At 56.7% G+C, this 21,039-nt stretch carries 13 protein-coding genes; 6 read left to right on the top strand and 7 right to left on the bottom strand.

Translation table 11 applies throughout. The annotated features are described in order from the left end of the window. Positions 1-26: 26 nt before the first annotated feature. The 6 genes from EQG79_RS25915 to EQG79_RS25890 form a co-directional block, all read right to left on the bottom strand. Positions 27-2,810 (bottom strand): substrate-binding domain-containing protein, encoded by a 2,784-nt coding sequence (locus tag EQG79_RS25915; RefSeq protein WP_129605541.1) that lies wholly within the window; start codon positions 2,808-2,810, stop codon positions 27-29. 491 nt (positions 2,811-3,301) lie between these two features. Further along, positions 3,302-3,799 (bottom strand): DinB family protein, encoded by a 498-nt coding sequence (locus tag EQG79_RS25910; RefSeq protein WP_077922935.1) that lies wholly within the window; start codon positions 3,797-3,799, stop codon positions 3,302-3,304. Positions 3,800-4,021: 222 nt separating this feature from the next. Beyond that, positions 4,022-5,221, bottom strand: coding sequence for an AGE family epimerase/isomerase (locus tag EQG79_RS25905; protein WP_077922934.1), 1,200 nt, complete (start codon positions 5,219-5,221; stop codon positions 4,022-4,024). A 98-nt stretch (positions 5,222-5,319) separates the two neighbouring features. Then, on the bottom strand, positions 5,320-6,459 hold the full coding sequence (locus EQG79_RS25900) for a glycoside hydrolase family 10 protein (RefSeq protein WP_129605539.1): 1,140 nt from the start codon (positions 6,457-6,459) through the stop codon (positions 5,320-5,322). Between the two features lie 37 nt (positions 6,460-6,496). Continuing rightward, entirely contained in the window at positions 6,497-8,272 is a 1,776-nt protein-coding gene (locus tag EQG79_RS25895) for a RagB/SusD family nutrient uptake outer membrane protein (protein ID WP_129605537.1), read from the bottom strand. 8 nt (positions 8,273-8,280) lie between these two features. Continuing rightward, the gene (locus EQG79_RS25890) at positions 8,281-11,313 is read right to left on the bottom strand and encodes a SusC/RagA family TonB-linked outer membrane protein (RefSeq protein ID WP_129605535.1); all 3,033 of its coding nucleotides are present in this window, start codon (positions 11,311-11,313) and stop codon (positions 8,281-8,283) included. Positions 11,314-11,475: 162 nt separating this feature from the next. Here EQG79_RS25890 and EQG79_RS25885 point away from each other — a divergent pair, with 162 nt between their 5' ends. From EQG79_RS25885 to EQG79_RS25865, 5 genes are all read left to right on the top strand, one after another. Further along, entirely contained in the window at positions 11,476-13,050 is a 1,575-nt protein-coding gene (locus EQG79_RS25885; protein ID WP_077922930.1) for a DUF4127 family protein, read from the top strand. Positions 13,051-13,115: 65 nt separating this feature from the next. Next, a complete protein-coding gene (locus EQG79_RS25880; protein ID WP_129605533.1) occupies positions 13,116-14,426 on the top strand; it encodes a citrate transporter in 1,311 nt (436 codons plus the stop codon). 67 nt (positions 14,427-14,493) lie between these two features. Further along, a complete protein-coding gene (locus EQG79_RS25875; protein ID WP_129605531.1) occupies positions 14,494-16,638 on the top strand; it encodes a hydantoinase/oxoprolinase family protein in 2,145 nt (714 codons plus the stop codon). A 19-nt stretch (positions 16,639-16,657) separates the two neighbouring features. Beyond that, on the top strand, positions 16,658-18,259 hold the full coding sequence (locus tag EQG79_RS25870; protein WP_129605528.1) for an FAD-dependent oxidoreductase: 1,602 nt from the start codon (positions 16,658-16,660) through the stop codon (positions 18,257-18,259). A 12-nt stretch (positions 18,260-18,271) separates the two neighbouring features. Then, positions 18,272-18,580: an ImmA/IrrE family metallo-endopeptidase gene (locus EQG79_RS25865; RefSeq protein WP_077922926.1), complete on the top strand. Its 309-nt coding sequence runs from the start codon at positions 18,272-18,274 to the stop codon at positions 18,578-18,580. Between the two features lie 351 nt (positions 18,581-18,931). On the opposite strand, the gene EQG79_RS25860 is transcribed toward EQG79_RS25865, so the two are convergent. Beyond that, the gene (locus EQG79_RS25860) at positions 18,932-20,089 is read right to left on the bottom strand and encodes an ROK family transcriptional regulator (RefSeq protein ID WP_077922924.1); all 1,158 of its coding nucleotides are present in this window, start codon (positions 20,087-20,089) and stop codon (positions 18,932-18,934) included. 286 nt (positions 20,090-20,375) lie between these two features. Here EQG79_RS25860 and EQG79_RS25855 point away from each other — a divergent pair, with 286 nt between their 5' ends. Next, on the top strand, positions 20,376-21,038 hold the full coding sequence (locus EQG79_RS25855) for a hypothetical protein (protein ID WP_077922923.1): 663 nt from the start codon (positions 20,376-20,378) through the stop codon (positions 21,036-21,038). Position 21,039: the final 1 nt, after the last annotated feature.

Raw genomic sequence — 21,039 nt, 5'->3', positions numbered from 1 at the left:
TTTGATACAGGCTGTACAGAATTGTTTCAGTCGGCTACAGCTACGTTACCCAGTTTGAACTCTGACGGCGAGATTCCGTATTTGGCCTTGAACGTGGTGGAGAAGTAGGTAGGCGACGAGAACCCGACGCGATAGGCTACATCGGCCACGGTAACGCTTTCGTGAAGCAGGATGTACCGGGCTTTGGTCAGGCGGATGTTCTGGATATAGTCCGTGACGTTGCAGTTCAGCAGCGCCTTCACTTTCCGATAGAGCTGCACCCGCGAGACGCCCATAATGCGGGCCAGTTCGTCGACGCTAAGGTCGGTGCGGGTATGGTGTTCCTCGACCAGCGCAGCCAGCTCCTGCACAAACTTCCGGTCGATCCGCTGCGGTGACATGAGGGTGGTGTCGACGGAGAGCTCGCGTTTGTAATGTTCCCGCAGGTAAGCGCGGTTGCGGAGCAGCGTTCGGATGTTTTCGAGCAGCAAATCGGCGTGGAAGGGCTTGGCCACGTAGAGGTCGGCGCCAGCCTGCACGCCCTCCAGCTGGTGTTCAATGGCCTGCCGGGCCGTCAGCATAATGACGGGTATATGCGAGGTACGCCAGTCGTTCTTGAGCGCCGACACGATCTCCAGGCCGCTTTGTCCGGGCAGCATGACGTCGCAGACGATGACGTCGGGAATGGTATCGAAGGCCATGCGCAGGCCCGCATTCCCATCGGCGGCTTCCAGAATCTGGTAATGTGGTTGTAATTTCTGCCGGACAAACGCCCGCAGGTCGGCATGATCCTCGATCACCAGCACCGAAAAACCGGAGGGTTTGCCGGCGTTCTCTACCGGGCTGTCGTCGGCTATGTCGGTTTCCTCTTCGGTCGGTTTACGGGCGGCTACGGGCAACGGCAGCGGGAGGAGCGCGGTCTCGGTCTGGCCAAAATGCGCGTTTCCCAACGGCAGCCGCACATCGAACGTACTGCCCTGGCCAGGTTGGCTGCTCACGCTAATGTCGCCGTGGTGGAGCCGGACCAGTTCCATGGCCAGGGCCAGTCCAATGCCCGATCCCGACGAGCTGCGTTGCTGGCTCCCCTGGTAAAACCACTCGAAAACGTGCCGGCGTTCTTCGTCGGTCATGCCCTGTCCGCTGTCCTCTACTCGTACCCGCACCACGTTTTCGGCCGGGAGCCGCTGTACCGATACGGTGATGTGACCGCCATCGGGCGTGAATTTGAAGGCGTTGGACAGCAGGTTGTAAAACACCTTGTCGAGCAGGCCCGCGTCGAACCAGACGTTTAGTTCCGGCTCGGCGGTGAGCATCCGTAAACTGACATTCCGCTGCCGGGCGGGTTTCTCGAAGCCCGTCATAATCTCCCGCAGCAGGGTGATCATGTTCTGCTCCGTGGCCCGGATCGGCATTTTACCCCCTTCAATCTTGCGGAAGTCGATCAGTTCGTTGACCAGCCGCAGTAACCGCAGTGCATTCTGGCGCACAAAGCGAACATCCCGCTGCTGGGCCGATGTCAGGCTGGCCTTCATTAATTCCTCGATAGGCCCCAGAATCAGCGTCAGGGGCGTACGTAACTCGTGCGAGAGGTTGGTAAAGAACCGAAACTTGGCTTCGGACGCTTCGCGGGCCTGCTCGGCCATATCCATGATCTGGTTGCGCTGGGTCAGAATCTCACCGTTCTGCCGTTCGAGCCGCCCGTTTATTTCGCGGTTTTCGCGGAGGGAGATAAACGCCACCGCCCCCAGCAGAATAGCCCCCACCAGCGATACAACCAGGATGTAGAGTACGACTTTCTGGCTTTTGTACAGCTTCATCTGCTCGGTTTGCAGCACCTGCTGCCGCCGGATGTCCTGCTGCTGGCTCAGGATCTTGTCCGACTGTACCTTGAGCATATGCACGTTGGTCGGGTTGATGACCATCGTTTCGAGAATGTTTTCTTTCTCGTAGGGCTCCTTGCGCAGGATTTTTAACGCCGTCCGGATGGCCTCTTCGCCCCCTGTTGAATACAGCACCGTGGCATTCAGGATGCCATCTTCAACGAGCTGAATACCGCCTTTTGGTCCGGCCAGCCCATCGACGCCCACTAACTTGATGCGCTGGTCGAGACCGAGCTGCTTGCAGACCTGATAAGCACCCAGCGCCATCCGGTCGTTGTGCGCGAAAATAAGGTCAACCTCGGGGTGTTGCTTCAGCACGGCAGGCAGCCGCTTCAGTACGTATTCCCGCTCCCAGTCACCCGACACTTCGGCCACAACCCGGATGCCCGGCTTAAGTGTCTTACCGAAACCCATGTGGCGGTCGGCGGTGGGCGAGGCTCCCCGTGCCCCTTTGATTTCCAATACGTTGCCGTGCCCTTTCAGCAAATCGCTTACGTACTGACCCGCCGTCTGGCCAACTTCCGTGTTGTTTGCGCCTACATAGGCAGTGTACAGTTTCGAGGTTGTCCGACGATCGACGATGATAACGGGTATGCCCCGGTGGAAGGCTTCTTCCACGACGGGTGTGATGGGTTCGGCTTCGTTGGGCGAGACGATCAGCAGGTCGACATTGGCCCGCAGCAGGTCGCGAATCTGTTCGACCTGACGGGCGCTGTTATTCTGCGCATCGCGAGTCAGCAGGGTAACGTTCGGGTAGAAACTCAGTTCGCGTTCCATACCTTCCTGCATGGCCCGGCGCCAGTCGTCACCGCCTGTACACTGGGCGAAGCCAATGCGGTAAGTTGGCTGGGTAGGTGCGGAGCAGGCTGCCAGAAAGCAGCTTATACATATACAGGTCAGGGTGAGCAACCATACCGGCCTGCCGACCAATGAGCCGGTAAAATTTTTCATAACGGGGGTGAAATAAAACTATTCGCAGGTCAAATATAGCTCTTCTAAGCACAGTTTCTACCGATCCGAGCGATCCATATTTGTGTCCTCCAAACAATTCTAATCAACAGCTACTGCACGTTGTGAGAAGGCGGTGAATTCCGATAGCGCCAAAGTAACCAGTAAGATATATTCCGCCAGCCCGGGTATTCTACTCCCGGGAACCTCCTTTGACACAACCTATGCCCCCCGAGTAGTAGTGAAAACGGGCGACCGGTTTGGGTAAAAAGCACGATTAAAAACAGGCCCAGGTTATCCGTTACCGTAAAAAACAAGTCGCCCCCCCTGCTTCCTGTCATTTCGGCGAAGGAGGGAACTAAGACCTTCCTGACTATCTGGTAAAGACAGGCTTAGATCCCTCCTTCGACGGGATGATAAAACAATAGCCTACAAGCCAATTCATGTACTGTCGTCCTACCCGTTGTCCAGGCATAGCGCCTTAGGCTCACCAGCTACGAGCGGTCCCAGAAAGCAGGGGGTTCGATGCCCAACGTGCGCAGATAAACGTAGGCCTGCGCCCGGTGATGAATCTCGTTGTCGATCAGGTACAGGATGAACCAGTACATCGTGCCCTCATACAGGCCAAACGCCAAATCTACTTCCTGGTACCGGCTCGTCGGAATCTGGGGCCAGATGGTATCGATCTGGGCCGTAACCTGGTCCCACTGGGCCAGCACCTCGTCCTTACTGCTGGCATCCATCGTCTGAAAGGCATCCCACCGGCCCGACCGAACCCCCTCCATGCCGGCTCCGGTCATCCCCAGGATTTCGGCAATCAGTTCGGAACAGGGACGCATGCCGCCCAGCGAATAGGTGAAAAACTGATCGGCGGGGAAGGCCTCGATCAGCCGCCGGGTGAGCCGCCGGTGCGCCTGCCAGTGATCGAGCAGTTGCTGTGATGAGAGGAACGCCTGATTCTGTGCTGGTTCAATTTGGGTTGTGTTTTCCATGTCTGCGTTGCTGGAGGTTTATCCGTTAGTTAACCCTACAAAGGAACGGCCCACCCATGACAGCCCTATGTCAGCAGTGAATCTCCGCAGCCGGAAAAGATCTTCGTCAACCAACCGTCGGTTGTACAGTCCCGCATTTGCCCAGGGCATTCCTAAAAAAACGTCGCCCTGGCAACAGCTTGGCCAGGGCGACGTGACAACCTAATAGAAAGCAGCCAATGCTCAGGCCGTATAGGAATTGGGGGCAAGGGCACTCGCTTCGATCTTCTCCAGCACCTGCCAGCACTGGTACAATGCCCGCGGAATGTGAAAACAGCCTTTCCATTTACCCCCCTTCAATGGGAGCAGTACCTCGCCCTGGCGGTTCAGGTAGCCGAACCACTCTCCGTATTCGGCATCGCGAAAGTGGTTGAACGTATAGTCGTGCACCTTCTGGAACCAGGTCAGGCATCGTTCATCTTTGGTAAAATAGTATCCCTTGAGCAGCGCCACCAGCGTTTCGACGTGGACCCACCAGAGCTTCTGGTCCCATTCAAGGTGCTGCGACGGATAGCCTTTGCTGTCGAGGAAATAGAAGATGCCGCCATGGGTTTTGTCCCAGCCGTACTCCAGATGCTGAAGGGTCAGCTCTTTGGCCTTTTCGATCAGTGCGGGCCTATTGAGCCGCTGCCCCAGATCCATGATGAACCACATGGCTTCGATGGCGTGTCCAGGATTCAGATGCCGCCCCTCAAAACTGTCGACTACGGAGCCATCCGGCGCCACGTTTTCGCGGATGAGCCCCAGCGATTCATCATAGAATACCTCCATCACTTCGTGGATACACTCGTCGATCAAGCCGCTCACCAGCGACGCATCGAGTAAGTGCTCCAGCTCGAGCGACAGATTGCAGAGGATCATCGGTAAGGCAAAATTCTTCAGCGGCCGCGTGCCTGCCACACTTTTATCCCAGCCCCGTTTCGGCTGATGCCGCCGATCGAGAATCTGGTGAAACGTTGTTTTGGCTATGTCGGCATGGCGATCCGTATTCGTGGCTTTGTAAAGTTGCCCAAACCCCATGGTGGCGAAACAATCCGAAAAAATGTTGTAGGGCTGCACCAATGGTTTGCCCGACCGGGTGGTCGAAAAATACCAGGACCCATCGGGAGCACGGCCGTGCTTTTCCAGGAAATCGGCACCGTGCAGCGCCATATCGAGCCATTCGGGCTTTTGGCTGACGAGGTTGTAGAGCATTGAAAAGGTCCATACCTGACGACCCTGTAACCAGGTGAACTTGTCCGTGTCGAAAACCGAACCATCGCGGTTGAGGCAGGTAAAATACCCGCCCTGTTCGGTATCAACAGCATGCTCCTGCCAGAAGGGAATGATATTGGTCAGTAATTCGCGCTTGTACAGGTCGGCGAACCGGTCTAAAACAGTCATGTGAAATAATGGTGTAAAATGAGAATGAGGCCTGTGTACTGGTCAGCGTCGTCAACGCGCCGGAGAGACCGAGTCGCCAGTATCCAGTTTACATTCAGTCAGTTAGTTGAGTAGGTTTTAAAAAAGTCGGGTTGCTCGGAAAGGCCTTCGTAATAGAAAAAGATTTCATTATTGAGTTTATGTAATCGGTTTTCGCGAATCATGGCCTCCAGAAACTGACGGGTCGGCTTGTAACTTCCGACCTTCAGCAGCACCCCCGGAGCCAGCATGGGCAGTTTGTCGGCCGCAATCTGCTGGGTCGTGATTTTGTCGAGCTCATTCCGGTAGGCATCGATGTTGTACCGATACACCTGTGGGGAAATCAGATCGACCCATCCGTTCTGCACCCAGGTTGGCCAGTCCTGCAAATATTCAGTTTTTGCAAAGGGGTATATGCTGGGGGCCATTGCAATCTGCAAAGACGGCCGGATGGCTTTCAGTTCGGTATACAGGCGTTTCGCAAACTGATTAAGCCGATCGGCCCGCCAGTTTACCCACTTCGTGTCTGTTTTCGGGTCCAGCGGTGTCGAGCCGTTCGTTTCCTGTTTGTAAGCCGCCAGTATTTCCGGATTGTAGCCACATTCGGTGGGTAGGGCTGGCAGTCGGTCGTCGCCCTGAATACCGTCCAGGTCGGGGTAGTTGGTAGCCACTTCTTTCAGCAGCGACAGCATAAAATCCTGCACGTCGGGGTTGAGGGCGTTCATCCATTTGAACCCATTTTTAACCACCACCCGCCCATCCTGACCGAGCGCGGCCCATTGGGGTTTCAGCCGGAGAATGTGTTCACCGAAGCCATTGTTTTCGGCAGCAAAGCCATACTCCATCCAGGCCGATACCCGGATCGAATCGGCATGAGCCGCATCCAGCAGTTCGCGGAGCGGATCACGACCGCTGAGCGTTTCGTCGATTTCGATACCGAAGGTATTTTTCATCACACGCGAGGGGTACAATGTCCGGCCTTTGTTCCACATGACCACGAAGATGTGGTTGATGCCGTTTTGCCGACAGGTTGCTACGGCCTGCCTGATTCCGGCAGGGGTACTCAGGACCTGGCTGCCCACATTGGTGAGCCAGACACCCCGCAAATGGGTTGATACGGGTGGGCGGCCCGGACCAGCCTCGACCGCTGCCGTCTGCCTGCACTGCCCCAGTAGGGCAGGCAGGACAAACAACAGGGTGAAAAGAACAAATTTTTGCATGAGACGTGAGCGTACGTTAACTACTTGGACAAGGTCATTACCAGCCTGAATTCTGTTTCAAGGCCTTATTTTTATCGATTTCACCCTGCGGAATCGGCCAGAGCACGTGTTTATCCACGTTCTGCCGGGTCTCGTTGCGGCTTTTGATCCGCTGGGCAATGCTGGCCGAGTAATCGGGAATATCGTTCAGATCCTGCACCGACCCTTTGGCCCCGAATGACGGAATGGCCGGCACGTTGGCCGGGTTGATGGCCGCTCCGACAATAGGTCCGTTCAGTACTTCCTTGACGATCTCCCAGCGCCGGATGTCGAACAGCCGGAGTCCTTCGGTAGCAAACTCAACCGCGCGCTCCCGACGCACCAGCTGCCGCAGTCTGGCCTGATCCGTTACTGTAGCCGCCGGTTGACCCGCCCGCCGACGAACCGCGTTGATCGCATCGATAACGGATGCGTCGATCTGGTTCTGTTCGATTTTTGCTTCGGCATACGTCAGCAGGATTTCCGCATAACGCATCAGTATAAACGGCGTCTTCAACTCCCATACGTATTGGTCGGGATCGTTGTATTTCCGCCAAACATAACCAACGCCACCCACGGCCCCCGTGGCCCCAAACTGCCAGACGCTGTTGGATGAGGTCACAAAATCGGGGTTGCCGTTGATGACATCATAGCGCTGGGTGTTCCAGTTATAGCGAAAAATCTGGTCGCTGTGGATGTTGTAGATAAACCGCTGATTCGGGTTCTGATACGGCAGGCTGGCGGCTTTCACCATCCTGACCTCAATGGTATCGCCGGGCATGTAGAGCGTCCAGCGGAGTCGGCGATCGCGGTTACGGCTCGGATTGGCCGGGTCGTACAGGGGCGATTCATCGATCCGCTTGCCGTCAATGCATTCGAACTTATCGACCATGGCCTGGGTGGGGAAGTTGTTACTTTGGGCACCCAGGGTCTGCCGGGGCGTGTACCCAACCACCTGCCACGACGCGATATTCGGGTTCTCGGCCGGGTACATCATCTGCCCCATAACCTCGCGGCCCACGTTGGCGGTTTGTCCGGCCAGGGTGAACAGCGCCTGGTAGTTGGGGTTCAGGCTGTGGTTGCCACTTTTTATGATGGTGTTGGTAGCCTCAGCCGCCGTGGCGTAATCCTTGATCAGCATGGCCAGCCGGGCTTTGATTCCGAGCGCCATGTGCTTGCTCATGCGGCCCCGTTCGGCGGGGTTCAGATCCAGCCCCGTGTAGGCTTCGTCCAGGTCTTTGTAAAGCGCGCGGGCAATTTCTTCTTTAGGCGTCTGGGCCTGCGTTTCGTACTGATCGGGCTGAAGCGGCTGGGTGTAATATACTACGTTGCCGTACCAGGTCATCAGGTTCAGATAGGCCCAGGCCCTCAGGGTTAGCGCTTCGCCCCGCATCCGGTCGTAGCTGGCCTTACTGGTTCTGGCCTGGCCCCGTTTCATGCCCTCCAGCAGGTCGTTGGCCCGGGCAATCAGGCGGTAGCCCTGCTGCCAGCCGGTTTCCGAGATGGCGTTGCCAATCACGAAGGGCCCCTGGTTTCCCATGGCCACCAGCGATTCGGGGTCGGTTTTGCGGGAGATGATCAGATCGGTAGTACCCTCAATCCGTTTCAGGTCGGGTACGTTGCCGCGGCTGTTCCAGAAAGCCGCGTTGTAGACACCCGTCAGGCCAATCCGGATTTCGGCTTCGTTGGCGTAGAAGGTGGCACTGGAGGGGGTATCTAAAGGCTGTCGGTCCAGAAAATCCTTACAACCCAGGGCCAGGAGGGCCAGCGCAATAATCGAAACTGTCTTTTTCATGGCGATGTCTAGAATTTCAGGTTTAGGCCAACCGTATAGGTTTTCATGAGCGGGTAAAACTCAGCCGTGTTGTTGTTGATTTCGGGGTCGAATCCTTTCCAGAATGGGGTCAGGGTAAACAGGTTCTGCGCACTCACATAGAACCGGGCCGACCCTACGCCCAGCTTGCGGATCAGGTTATCCGGTACGCGAACACCCAGGTTTACGTTTTTCAGCCGGAAGTAGGCCGAGTTCTTTACCCAGAACGACGAGTTCGTTCCGTTGACGCCGATGGCCGGCAGCAGCCGCGGGAAGGCAGCGTTGGGATTTTCGGGGGTCCAGTAATCTTTGTGAAACGACAGCAGCGACGGGATGAAATCCCCCGCAAAGAAAGGCCAGGCTCCGGTGCCGGAGATGTAGTTTTCCTTTCTGGCAACACCCTGCCCAAACAGATTCAGATCAAACAGCCCGTATGCCAGGTTGGCGTTGATGCTGTATTCGTAGCGGGGGAAGTTATTGCCGATAAACGTACGGTCGTCGTTATTCACCTTGCCATCGCCGTTCAGGTCAGCATATTTGATGTCGCCGGGCGCCGGGTTAAAAAAGTGCGTCGGACTGCTGGCAATATCTTCTCTCGACTGAAAGTAGCCGATGGCCTGGTACCCAAAATACGACCGCAGCGCATACCCTTCGGCCGACCGGAGCAGCCCTTCGTCGATGTAAGGAACGCCGGGCAGTTCGGTTACTTTGTTTCTGACGTCCGACAATACCCCCGTTACGTCGTAGCGAAGTCCGCCGATGCGGTTGCGGTACGTGGCCGACAGCTCCCAGCCCCGGTTCTCCATTTTGCCCAGGTTCAGCAACGCCGGATTCAGACCCACATAGCCCGGAATAGGCCGGCGCATCAGGATGTCCGAAATCTTGCGGACGTAATAGTCAGCCGTAATGGTCAGTCCCTTGAGCAGTTGAAAATCGACGCCCAGGTCAAACTGGGTCGATTTTTCCCAGGTCGTGCCTGCGTTGACAGCATCGGTGAGCGCCAGACCCTGGTTAATGGCGTTGTTAAAGTAATAATCGTTACCCGAGTTATAGGTACCGGCAAAGGGGTACAATTCCGGTACGCCCTGGTTCCCCAGCGTTCCGTACGACGCCCGGATTTTGGCAAACGAGATGACCGAGCTTAGGCCCGAGAAGAACTTCTCGTTGCTGAACACCCAGCCCGCCGATGCCGATGGGAAGAAGCCCCACTGCCGATTGAGCGCCTGCGAGAAGCGCGACGATCCATCGTACCGCCCGTTCACTTCAAGCAGGTATTTGTCCTGAAAGGCGTAGTTGACACGGCCGTAGAAGCCGGCCAGCGCATACTCGTTGGCCCCACCCGAGTTATCGCGGTTGGCACCACCCAGCGACAGATACGGCAACTCTTCGTTGATAAAGTCCGAACGCGACGCATTCAGGGTTCGGTTTGTCCCCTCTTCCGTCTGTGCTCCTACTAGAAACTTGATTTCGTTTTTGGTATCCCGATAGGTGTAAGTGGCCTGCGCCAGCAATGTTGTCCGGTAACTCGTGGTATCCCTTTCCGACAAAGCGTTGGTGCCGGGATAAGGCGCCACCAGGTCATAGGATCTGTTGGCTATGTTGGGGGCGTATACATTGTAGTTCTTCTGGAACCGCTTTGCATACGGATGCCACTGTTCACGGGCCGCGCTGGCTTCAATTTCCAGGGATTTGATGGGCGTGTACAGGAATGTAACCTTCCCCATCATGTTAGGCCGGGTTACTTGAAACAACCCGCTGGATTCAGCCTGGCCCAGCGGATTTCGGCGGTTCGACTGGCCCGCGTCGCCGTACATACCGTCGCCAAATTTAGCCGGTCCCGTGGCGGGCAGACCAATGGCCTGACGGATGATAAACTCGGGGGTTCCGCCAGCGGGTTCGGTCCGGGTCGACTGGTTGTAAAACAGGACAGACGTAACCCGGAATTTGTCGTTGAACCGAATATCGGGGTTGAGCCGCAGGTCGAAGCGGTTGAAGCTGTTGTTCGGAATCAACCCCTGCTGGTTCAGGTACGAGACGGAGGCAAACAGGCTGGCTTTTTCGCTGCCTGCTTCGACGGTAATGTTGTGGTTCTGCATCAGACCGCTGTTGGTGAACAGCAGCTTGACCCAGTCGTTGTCAAATACTTCGAGGTTGTCGGGGGCGGTATTTTTGTATTTGTCGATTAACGCCTGCGAAAACACAAACGCGTTGGGATTACCAGTCTGGTTGCGCTGGGCCACGTTACTAAGTTCCATGTGTTCAACGGCGCTGACCTTTTCGGGAATGTTGGTGGCTTCCTGTTTGGTGACAAACACATTATATCCGACCTTAATCCCACCGGTGCCACCCCGTTTGGTTCTAACGAGAACAACCCCGTTGGCAGCCCGCGACCCATAAATAGCCGTAGACGCAGCATCTTTCAGTACGGTTATACTCTCGATGGCATTGGCATCTACGTTATCCAGACTCGATACAATCCCATCGATCAGAATAAGCGGAGCCTGGCTGGAGAAGATGGACCCGATACCCCGGATCCGGATGGCGGGCGAGTCGGCACCGGGTTTACCCGACCCCTGAAACACGGATACCCCGGGGGCCAGGCCCTGCAGCAGGTTGCTGGTGGTGCCCACCTGCCGTTTCAGCAGATCGGCCGACTTCAGCTGGGTGACGGCCCCGGTCAGGTTAGCCTTCTTCTGCACCCCGTAGCCCACTACGACAACCTCGGATAAGGTGCGGTCGTTGGGCCGGAGCCGAATGGTCAGCTCTTCGGTACCGGCCACAACTTCGGCGTTGTCATACCCAATACTGGAAACAATCAGGGTAACCCCCTTGTCGACAACCAGCGAGAAGTTGCCCGATGCGTCGGTGGAGGTTCCTTTGGTGGTGCCCTTAACGGCCACGTTAGCACCCACTACGGCTTCGTTGGTCTCGCCGTCGTTGATTTTACCTTTAATCGTGATCGACTGAGCCATGGCCGTGGCCCATCCGATCGTCAGCAGGATGAGTGGTAGAATTCGTTTCATTGGGAGTATTAGGTAAAGGACTATTGACTGGATTTGATGCAAACATATTCTTTTTAAATAAATTACTAAAACTTTTATTAATTTTTTATATAAGTTTATTTGGATGTACCGGATTTATTCAGACTTTTGTTTCGTCCTTTACCTGAAAAGTGCTCAATTCTTATGCGTAGCTGGTTACTCTCGTGCGTACTCCTGTTGCTCTCCTGGGGGGCTAACTCCCAGAGCCGGAGCCAGGCAACGACCCGTATCTTACTGATCCCGCTCGACGAACGACCGCCCTGCCTGCAGTATCCGGTACAGATGGGTAAGATTGGCGATGTGGAGGTCGTTGCGCCCCCCCGCCACCTGCTGGGCCGGTTTACCGAAGTCGGACAGTCCGACGAAATCATCCGCTGGTTGCGGGCGCAGTCGCTGAGCCGCTTCGATGCCGCCATTATTTCGGTCGATATGCTGGCCTACGGGGGTCTGGTAGGATCGCGGATTCACGGGGTTCCGGCCCAGAAAGCCCTCGACCGGGTTCAGATTGTACGCGAGCTACGCCGTAAAGCCCCCGGGCTCAAGATCTACGGCTCCAGCGTAATCATGCGGCTGGCGCCCACCGCCGACGGCAAAAACGAGGGGTACCGCGAAAAACTGGCCAGGTGGGCCGAGGTGTCGCCCGATACGAACCTGCGGGACCAGACCCGCCAGCTCGAACAAGCCATTCCGTCAGCAGCCCTGGCCGATTATAAACAGGCCCGGCTGCGTAACCTGCAGGTCAATCAGTTTGCCATCGGGCTGGCCCGGGAAAAGGTGTTCGATTACCTGATCGTGTCGCAGGACGATGCGAAACCCCGCGGGGTGCATATCCGCGATCGGGAAAACCTGACAAACACGGTAAAACAGGCAAACCTAACCGCGCAGGTCGCTATTCAGCCCGGGGCTGACGAGGTATCCATGCTGCTGCTGGCGCGGGCCATGACTGACCGATATAACTACCATCCCCGCATCAAAGCCATCTATTCGTCCGAAACGGCCGCCCATACGGTGATGCCGTTTGAAGACCGGCCCTTGCGGCAAACGGTCAGTTTTCATCTGAATGCCGTTGGCGCCCGCGAAGTGAACGACCCCGGCGAGGCTGATCTGCTGTACTATGTATTCGCATCCCGCTTTGACGCTGGTAGCGCCCGCCAGTTTGCCGATCAGATCATTCGCAGCCCGGACAAGGGAATCATTATTGCCGACGTTGATCCCAAAGGGGATGTACAGGGAGGAGATATTCCATTTACGGAAGCCCTGAAAGAGGCATCGGTATTTGCCCGAACCTACGGTTATGCCTGCTGGAACACCGCCGGTAACACCATCGGCACCGCTCTGCCCCATGGTATCCTGGCGGGTGTATCGCGGGTGGTGGCCCAATCGAAACCAGCTGCTGCGCCCCGCATGAATCAGGCGCAGGTGTGGTTTATGCTGAACCGACTCCTCGACGATTACACCTACCATTCCCTGGTGCGGCCCGAGGCCAACAAACGATGCCGGGCCAGTCAATGGAACCCGAACCGACTGACCGCTGAACAGACCAGGACCATTGAAGCCTATTGTCTGACCGAACTGCAGCCGATAGCCACCCGGACAGCCGCTGGTTTTTTCCCGAAAACCAGTGGTCAGCGCTGTACGATCACCAACCTGCGTTTCGATCTACCCTGGGACCGCACCTTTGAAGCCGAAATTGATTTCGATCTGAAACTGACCAAGTAATATAACCCGTTCGATGACAGAAGTGCAGTAGCCCGCCTACTCATCGTCTACCCTTACTCACGCCTATGATAGCCATTGGTTTACTGATCATATTCCTGGTGTTTGCCACCCTGATGTTCCTGCGGAAGATGCCGGCGCTGATCGCGCTGCCCGCTATGGCCGTACTCATCGCCGTACTCGCCCGGCTTGGCGCTACCGACATCCTGAACGAGATTGTGGCGGGTGGTGCGGTGAAGCTGGCGCCTGTCTACGTGGCGGTCTTTGCCGGAGCCATGATGGGTCGGGTCCTAATCCAGACCGGTATTGCCGAGGAAATCATTAAGCGAGCCGCTGAGTTCGGGGGCGAACGCCCACTGGTAGTGGCTTTCGGGCTGATGCTGGTAACGGCCATCCTGTTTACGACCCTGCAGGGGTTGGGAGCCATCATCACGGTAGGATCGCTGGTGCTGCCGATCATGATGAGTCTGGGCATTCCGCGCAAGCTGGCGGGGGTGCTGTTTCTGCTCGCTTTTGCCACCGGCTTTATATTCAACCCCATCCTGTTTACCCTGTACCGGCAACTGTTGCAATTGCAGGACAATCAGCCGATGCCGCCGGAGGTGCTACAATTCGCCTTTATCATGCTGGGGCTGATGGTTGTATTCGTAATTGCCTACGCCCTGATTGCCGCCAAACGGTCGGGGGAGGTGTTGCTCCTCTCGGCGGTGGCGGCTGATCGGGTAACCCAGTCCGAAACGACCCGTCCGGTAAAACGCAAGGCCGTCCGGCCCATCGCGCTGCTGACCCCCATTGTGCCCCTCGTTCTGTTCATCGGCTTCAACGCCTTCGGCATCAAACTCGACTTCATCGCGGCTTTCCTGATCGGTTCGCTCTACGGGGTCGTCACAACCAATCTGGGCACGGCCATCCAGACGCTGACAGCCTCGGCCATCAAGGGGATTGAAGATGGCGCTCCGGCGGCTATTCTGATGATGGGCATCGGTATGTTGCTCAACGCGCTGAATCTGGGGCCCATCAAAACGGCCCTCGAACCCCTGATCGTGTCGCTCCCGTTTCAGTCGGCCCTCTTTTACGTCGCTTTCTTCGGACTGCTGTCGCCCCTGTCGCTCTACCGGGGGCCGCTCAATATTTTCGGGATCGGCATTGGCTTGTTCACGATCATGTTCGGCACGGGCATCCTTCCGGCGCTGGCGTTGCTGGCGGCCATTATCTGTGTGGTTCAGGTACAGAACATCTGCGACCCAACCAACACCCACAACGTATGGATCGCCAATTTCGTCGGGGTTCCGGTCGAAGGGCTCACCAAGGAAACCCTGCTACCGGCCATGGCCGTCTGCTTGCTGGGATTGATCATAGCCGTTGTGCTGTTTTTCTAAAACTACCCCAACCGAGGCTGTAGCCGCTACTGGCTGAGCCTGATTACCAACGAGACGACTAGCTCCCATGAAACGACAAGTACGGGTAGGCATTGATGTTGGCGGAACGTTCACCGACGTTGTGGTTGTCGATCACGCCACGCGCGAGGTCATATCCCAGCTGAAGGTTCCAACCACCCACCACGCTACCGAGGGCGTGGCGCTGGGTATCATTAACGCCATCGCCCGCGCGCTGGCCGAACTGGCCGTTGATCCCGAAGACGTTGTGTTTATTGCCCATTCAACGACACAGGCTACCAATGCCCTGCTCGAAGGCGACGTTGCCAAAGTCGGCATCATCGGCATAGGTAGTGGCTGGGAGGCCTTTAAGGCAAAGTCGGATACGAACGTACCGGCCATTGAACTGGCGCCCAGCCGCTGGCTCCAGACCGAACACGTTTTCTGCCAGGGCCGGGAGCTGACCGGCGATTATGTTGACCGACAGGTCGAAACGTTTCGGCAGAAAGGGGTCGAGGTGATCGTCGCATCCGAAGCGTTCGGGGTAGATCAGGACGAGAACGAAATCTTCGTCAGCGAACGGGCCCGGAAAGCGGGATTGCTGGCCACCAGCGGCCACGATGTGTCTACCCTCTACGGCCTGCGCACCCGCACCCGTACGGCCGTGATAAACGGAGCCATTCTGCCCAAAATGATTCACACCGCCACCATGACCGACGAGTGTGTGAAGAAAGCCGGCATCACAGCCCCGCTAATGATCATGCGGTCAGACGGCGGGGTTATGAGCGTCGATGAAGTGCATCGCCGACCCATCATGACCATGTTGTCGGGGCCGGCTGCGGGCATTGCCGGCGCACTCATGCACGAGCGGGTATCGGACGGTATTTTTATTGAAGTAGGCGGTACCAGCGCCGACATTTCGGTCATCCGCGATGGTCAGCCACAGACCAAAAACGCCCGGGTGGGCGGCCATCGAACCTACCTCAACACCCTCGACGTACGAACCCTTGCCATTGCCGGTGGCAGCATGATTCGGGAGTCGGACGGCAAACTCGTGGATGTGGGAACCCGGTCGGCGCACATCGCCGGTTTGTCCTACGCCTGTTTTCAGACGCCCGAACGCTTTATCGATGCCCGGCTGGTACACCTGCGCCCGACCGAGAAAGATGCCGACGACTATACAGCCATCGAAACAACCGACGGCCAGCACTTTGCCCTGACACCTACCTGCGCAGCTAACCTGCTGGGGATTATTCCGGACACGGCGTTTGCGAAAGGCAACACCGAAGCGGCCCGACTGGCGTTCAAACCCCTGGCCGATAAACTAGGCAAGACCGAGCTGGAAACCGCCCGGCTGGTGCTCGACATATCGTGCCGGAAGGTAGCCCGCCAGCTCGAGGAACTCATCACCGAATACCACCTCGACCGGAACACCGTCGAGTTGATCGGGGGCGGGGGCGGTGCCGCATCGCTGGTGCTCTTCACGGGCGAGCTGATGAACCTGCCCGCGCGACTGGCCAGGAAAGCCGAAGTCATTTCAACCATCGGGGTAGCTCTGGCCATGGTGCGGGATACCGTAGAACGCAACCTGGTCGACCCCACGCCCGAGGATATCCTGGCTGTCCGGCGCGAAGCAACCGAAGCCGTTATGAAAGTCGGGGCCCTGCCCGAAACCATCGAAGTACAGATTGAAGTAGATACGCGCCGAAATCTGGTACGAGCCACCGCCTTCGGCACCACCGAACTGCGCAAGGAAGACAACGCCAAAGCCAGTACGCCTGACCTCTGCCGGGCATCGGCGGCTCGTTCCCTACAGGTCGACGAAGGGGAGGTCAGGCTGTTGGGTCAGACCAGCGGTTTGTATGTGTTCGGTGTGGAGCGGGAATCCAGTCCGTTTTTTGGTTTGTTTAAAAAGCGTCAGCTAGCCGTCCGAATTACCGATAAAACGGGAGTGGTTCGGCTACAGCGAACCCAGGCGGGTGTGTATTTGACAGACATACGGCAGGTAGCCGCTGAACTGGACCAGGTCATAACTAATTTGACAGATTTTGGCGATGCCGGCCGGAGCCTGCCCGACATTCACCTGCTGGCCGGTAGCCGCATCATCAACCTCTCAGGCCTGGCCGAGCTGGAACAGGTCCTTGCCCTGGCCCAGACCGAACTTGAAAACCGGCCCGGCGACGAACCCATTGTGATTATAGCCTCCAGAAAGTAGCTGCAGAATCAGACAACGAATGCCAGTTTTAACAACAGATATTCTCATTGTAGGCGGGGGTGTGGGCGGATGCGCCTGCGCGCTGGCGGCCTGCGAAGCGGGTTTAACCGTCATCCTGACCGAGGAGTCGGACTGGATTGGCGGCCAGTTTACCACTCAGGCCACCCCACCCGACGAACACGGCTGGATTGAACAATTTGGCTGCACCCAGACTTACCGACAGTTCCGCGAAAACGTTCGGGACTATTACCGAACCCATTACCCACTTACTCCCGAGGCCCGGCTCAACCCGACCCTGAACCCGGGTAACGGCTGGGTATCGCCCCTCTGTGCTGAACCCATCGTATTTCTGCGGGTGTTGCAGGCCATGCTACAGCCGTACATTGACCGCCAGCGCCTGACGATCTTGTACGAGTACGAGGCAACTGAGGCCGTTTACGAGGCAGATACCGTTCAGTCGGTCACCCTGCAGCATACCCAGACGTCCGAATCGGTATGGGTGAACGCCCGATATTTTGTCGATGCTACCGAGTTGGGGGATTTGCTGCCCCTGACGGGAACCGACTACGTGACGGGCTCGGAAAGCCAGGCCGAAACCGGAGAGCTCAGTGCTGCACCCGTTGCCAGACCCGGCAACGTGCAGGCGTTTTCGGTATGTTTTGCCATGAGCTATCACGAGGGCGAAGACTGGACCATCGATAAGCCAGCCCGCTACGACTACTGGCGAACGTTTGTGCCTCCCCTGTTGCCCGCCTGGTCGGGTCCGCTACTGAGCCTCACCGGTCTTAGCCCGCGCACCCTACAACCTGTTCAGTACAATTTCCAGCCTAACCGCGAACCCAACCGAGCCTTCGCCGGCCTATGGACCTACCGGCGGATACTGGACAAAAATCTGTTTCAGGAGGGTGCTTTTGAGTCGGACATTACCCTCGTCAATTACCCACAGATCGATTATCTGGGGGGTGATCTGAGCGAGGCTAGTCCAGCCGAGCGCGCCCGCTACGTACAGGAAGCCAAGGAGCAAAGCCTTTCGTTTTTGTACTACCTGCAAACCGAACTGGGCTTTCGGGGGCTAAAACTCCGCCCCGATGTGGTTGGCACTGCCGACGGCCTGGCCAAACGACCCTACATCCGGGAATCGAGACGAATCAAAGCCGAGTTTACGATTCGGGAACAGCACGTGTCGGCTCATCTTCGACCCGGCTCAACGCTGGCGGAACCATTCCCTGATTCGGTCGGCCTGGGTTTTTACCGGATCGACTTGCATCCAAGCCTGGGTGGCGATAACTATATCGATGTAGAGAGTCTGCCTTTCCAGATCCCGCTGGGCTCGTTATTGCCTGAGCGGGTTGAGAATCTGTTGCCCGCCTGTAAGAACATCGGCACCACCCACATTACCAATGGCTGTTACCGACTGCATCCGATCGAGTGGAACATCGGTGAGTCGGTCGGCCATCTGCTGGCCTACTGTCTGGAAAAAGGCGTGTCGCCCCGGCAGGTTCGGAATACGCCCACGCTGCTAATCGATTTTCAGGCCGCGCTGACCCGACGGGGCATTCCCATTGAGTGGCCCGATAATCTTGTGCTGTCCGAAGGCGACCCGCACCGTCATGCCCTGTAAACGTATCCGTTCATGACCGGCGCCGAGTTAGCCCATCAGATCAGCCAGCGATATGGCACTACCGAAGCAACCGAAATTGCGCAGCGGGCAGGCGTAGTCGTGCGGTACGAACGATGGCATCCGGCTACTATGGGTGAATACCACAAAAAGGATCGGACCATCTGCATCAACCTGGCCGCTCCCCTGGAGCCGACGCAGATACTGGCCCATGAGTTAGCGCATTTTTTTATTCACGAAGCAGCCATCCTGCTGCCCCGTCTGGAAGAAGAAAAACTAGCCGAGTCCTTCGCCGACGCGTTGATTAAAGCCAATCACCCCTGAATGAATTGGTCGCAGATTACTCTCCGGCTCGCTAAAGGAGGTGTTTGTTTACCCCCCAGCCCCGCGACGGCGGCCCGGCCTAAGAGTTGTTAGGGGAAGGAATTGATGTGAATTCCTCTAGCCCGAATCGCTACCGTTTCACCCCCCAGCCCCCTAAAGGGGGAGAAAAAACGGCGGGGTTAACTCCCCCTTTAGGGGGCTGGGGGGTGAAAAATCCGGTCTCTGCATAGCTTTGCTTGCTTAACCACCCTTCCCCAAACAATTCATCTGAATGGACTGGGGGGTATAAACCGGTCTCCCCCTTATAACATCATGATGCATGTAGGGTTAACAGGATTGACCTTTAAGCCGCTAGGGCTCGAAAACCTTTTCGATGACCAGCGCATAGGCGCCCAGCATCTCTGCTTTTTCGCCCAGCGGGGAAACCTGAAACTCGCAGTCGGCCAGAAGCTGGGGCAGGCTGTGCAGGCTCAACCCGCGGATGACCTGATAGGTCAGGTACTCACCTACGTCAATAAACCGCCCGCCCAGAATGAGCAGTTCGGGGTTAAACACCTGAATCAGCATAGACAGGGCTTTGCCGAGTTGTTCGCCCAGGTCAGACAGCAGTTCGTTGACGAGTCGGTCGCCTTGTTTCGAGAGGGCCAGTAAATCGCGGTAGGGCAGATACCGGCCCGTTTTTTCGGCGTAGCTTTCTTCGAGAGCGGCCCCCGACACCACCGTCGACAGGCAGCCTTTCTTGCCGCAAATGCACAACTTATCGTTGTCGAAAAAGGTGACGTGCCCAAATTCCCCGGCAAAATAGGAATGCCCGTTGTGGATGTGCCCGTTCGAGATCAAGCCGACGGCCAGCCCCCGGCTCAGGTTTACATAGACCACGTTTTGTTTGTCGCGGGCCAGCCCGAACACCTGCTCACCCATGGCCATGAAATGGGTATCGTTATCGATGTAGACTGGGTATGGCCAGAGTTTTTCCAGCCGCTCGGTCAGGGGTTCGTCGAAGTTCAGGAATGAATAACTGATGCCTTTGGCGTGGTTGACCCGCCCGGTGATCCCGATGCCCACCCCCAGAATCTTGTCCTCGGCAATGCCCTTATTTCGGATAAGGGCCGGCACCGTGCGGGCCACAAACTCGAACGATTCGTCGCGCTGGCTGATATCGAAATTGTCGGTTTCGTAATCGTAAATGACTTCGTGATGCAGGTTGATAATACTCATCCGAAACGACTTGAGCAGTAACTCAACCCCCACGATATAGCCCTGGTCCGGGTTCAGATTGTACACGGTTGGCCGACGCCCCCCCGACGACTCTTTCTTACCCGACTCGATCAGGATGTTCTTGTCGACCAGGTCATTGACGAACTTGATGGTGGTGGGTAGACTGAGCCCGCAGAAGTCACGGATTTCGAGCACCGTTTTCCCTTTTTCACGCAACAGATACTGGATGATTTTTCGGGTCTGCAGACTATGGTTATTGCCGAAACCCAGACCCTCAAGAAAGCTTCTCATTCAATGTGCCTCTACAGAACCCTCCGAACGTGGTTTCGGAAGCCCTGACAAATATAGAGTTCTGCCATCAAATAATGCGGTCGACCAGTCCGGGTAACGTTCTGAACAGATGCTCGCTACCGGGCTGAACGCACGCCAGATCGGTAGCTGGTGTAGGTCTACAGAATGCTTTCGACCGGTGACTCAAAGGATTAGTTACTCAACCGTTCATACGGATTATATTCACCAGTCCGCTTGATGTGTGACTTTCCAAACGACTACCCTTACCCTCATCAATCGTCCTCTTATGAAAACCACAATCCTTTATTCCTGTCTGGTCGCATCGCTTCATCTGCATGTTCCTGTGAATACCCTCTGGCGAGCCGCTCCGCAGGCCCCGGTTCCGTGCACCATGTCGAACGGGCAGACCCGCCCCTACCCCTGCGAATTCAAGATCCAGGCGATGTATTTGCTCGGTAAAAACAACGAAGTGGTGGGAACCCTCACGCCCGCGAATACCAGCGTCAAGTTGCCCAGGAGCAAGGCTGTTCAGGTTATAAAGTCATCCAGTGGCGAGTCTTTTATCTACAACGTATCGCTGGATATTCGCCGGATCAACACCGCCAGTTTCCCGCCCAAGCCTTCTCCCATTCCGGGTCTGAAAGTCGGATTTTACGAAGTGGGAACGTCTACCGTCACCAGCCCCATTTCGCCGGGCGAGGTAAAACCCGTCAAGCGGGTCGACATCGCTCAAGCGCTGCCCAAACCGGGCGTCCGCCCTACCCGCATCAGCTTTACCCTGCAGCTAAACTATACCACCGGTGCCGGGGCTACGATCGTGGCGCCCGTTCAGTACGTACAGGTTAAAAACCCGATTACGTTCACGAAATTCCCGGCCTCGATCAACCAGTACCGCGACCGCGCCGAAGCGTGGCTGGCTTTCAATACCAGCGTAGATATGACAAAATAGG

Source organism: Spirosoma sordidisoli, assembly GCF_004138325.1.
GTDB classification, from domain to species: Bacteria; Bacteroidota; Bacteroidia; order Cytophagales; family Spirosomataceae; genus Spirosoma; species Spirosoma sordidisoli.
This window is presented reverse-complemented; position numbering and strand designations above follow the sequence as displayed.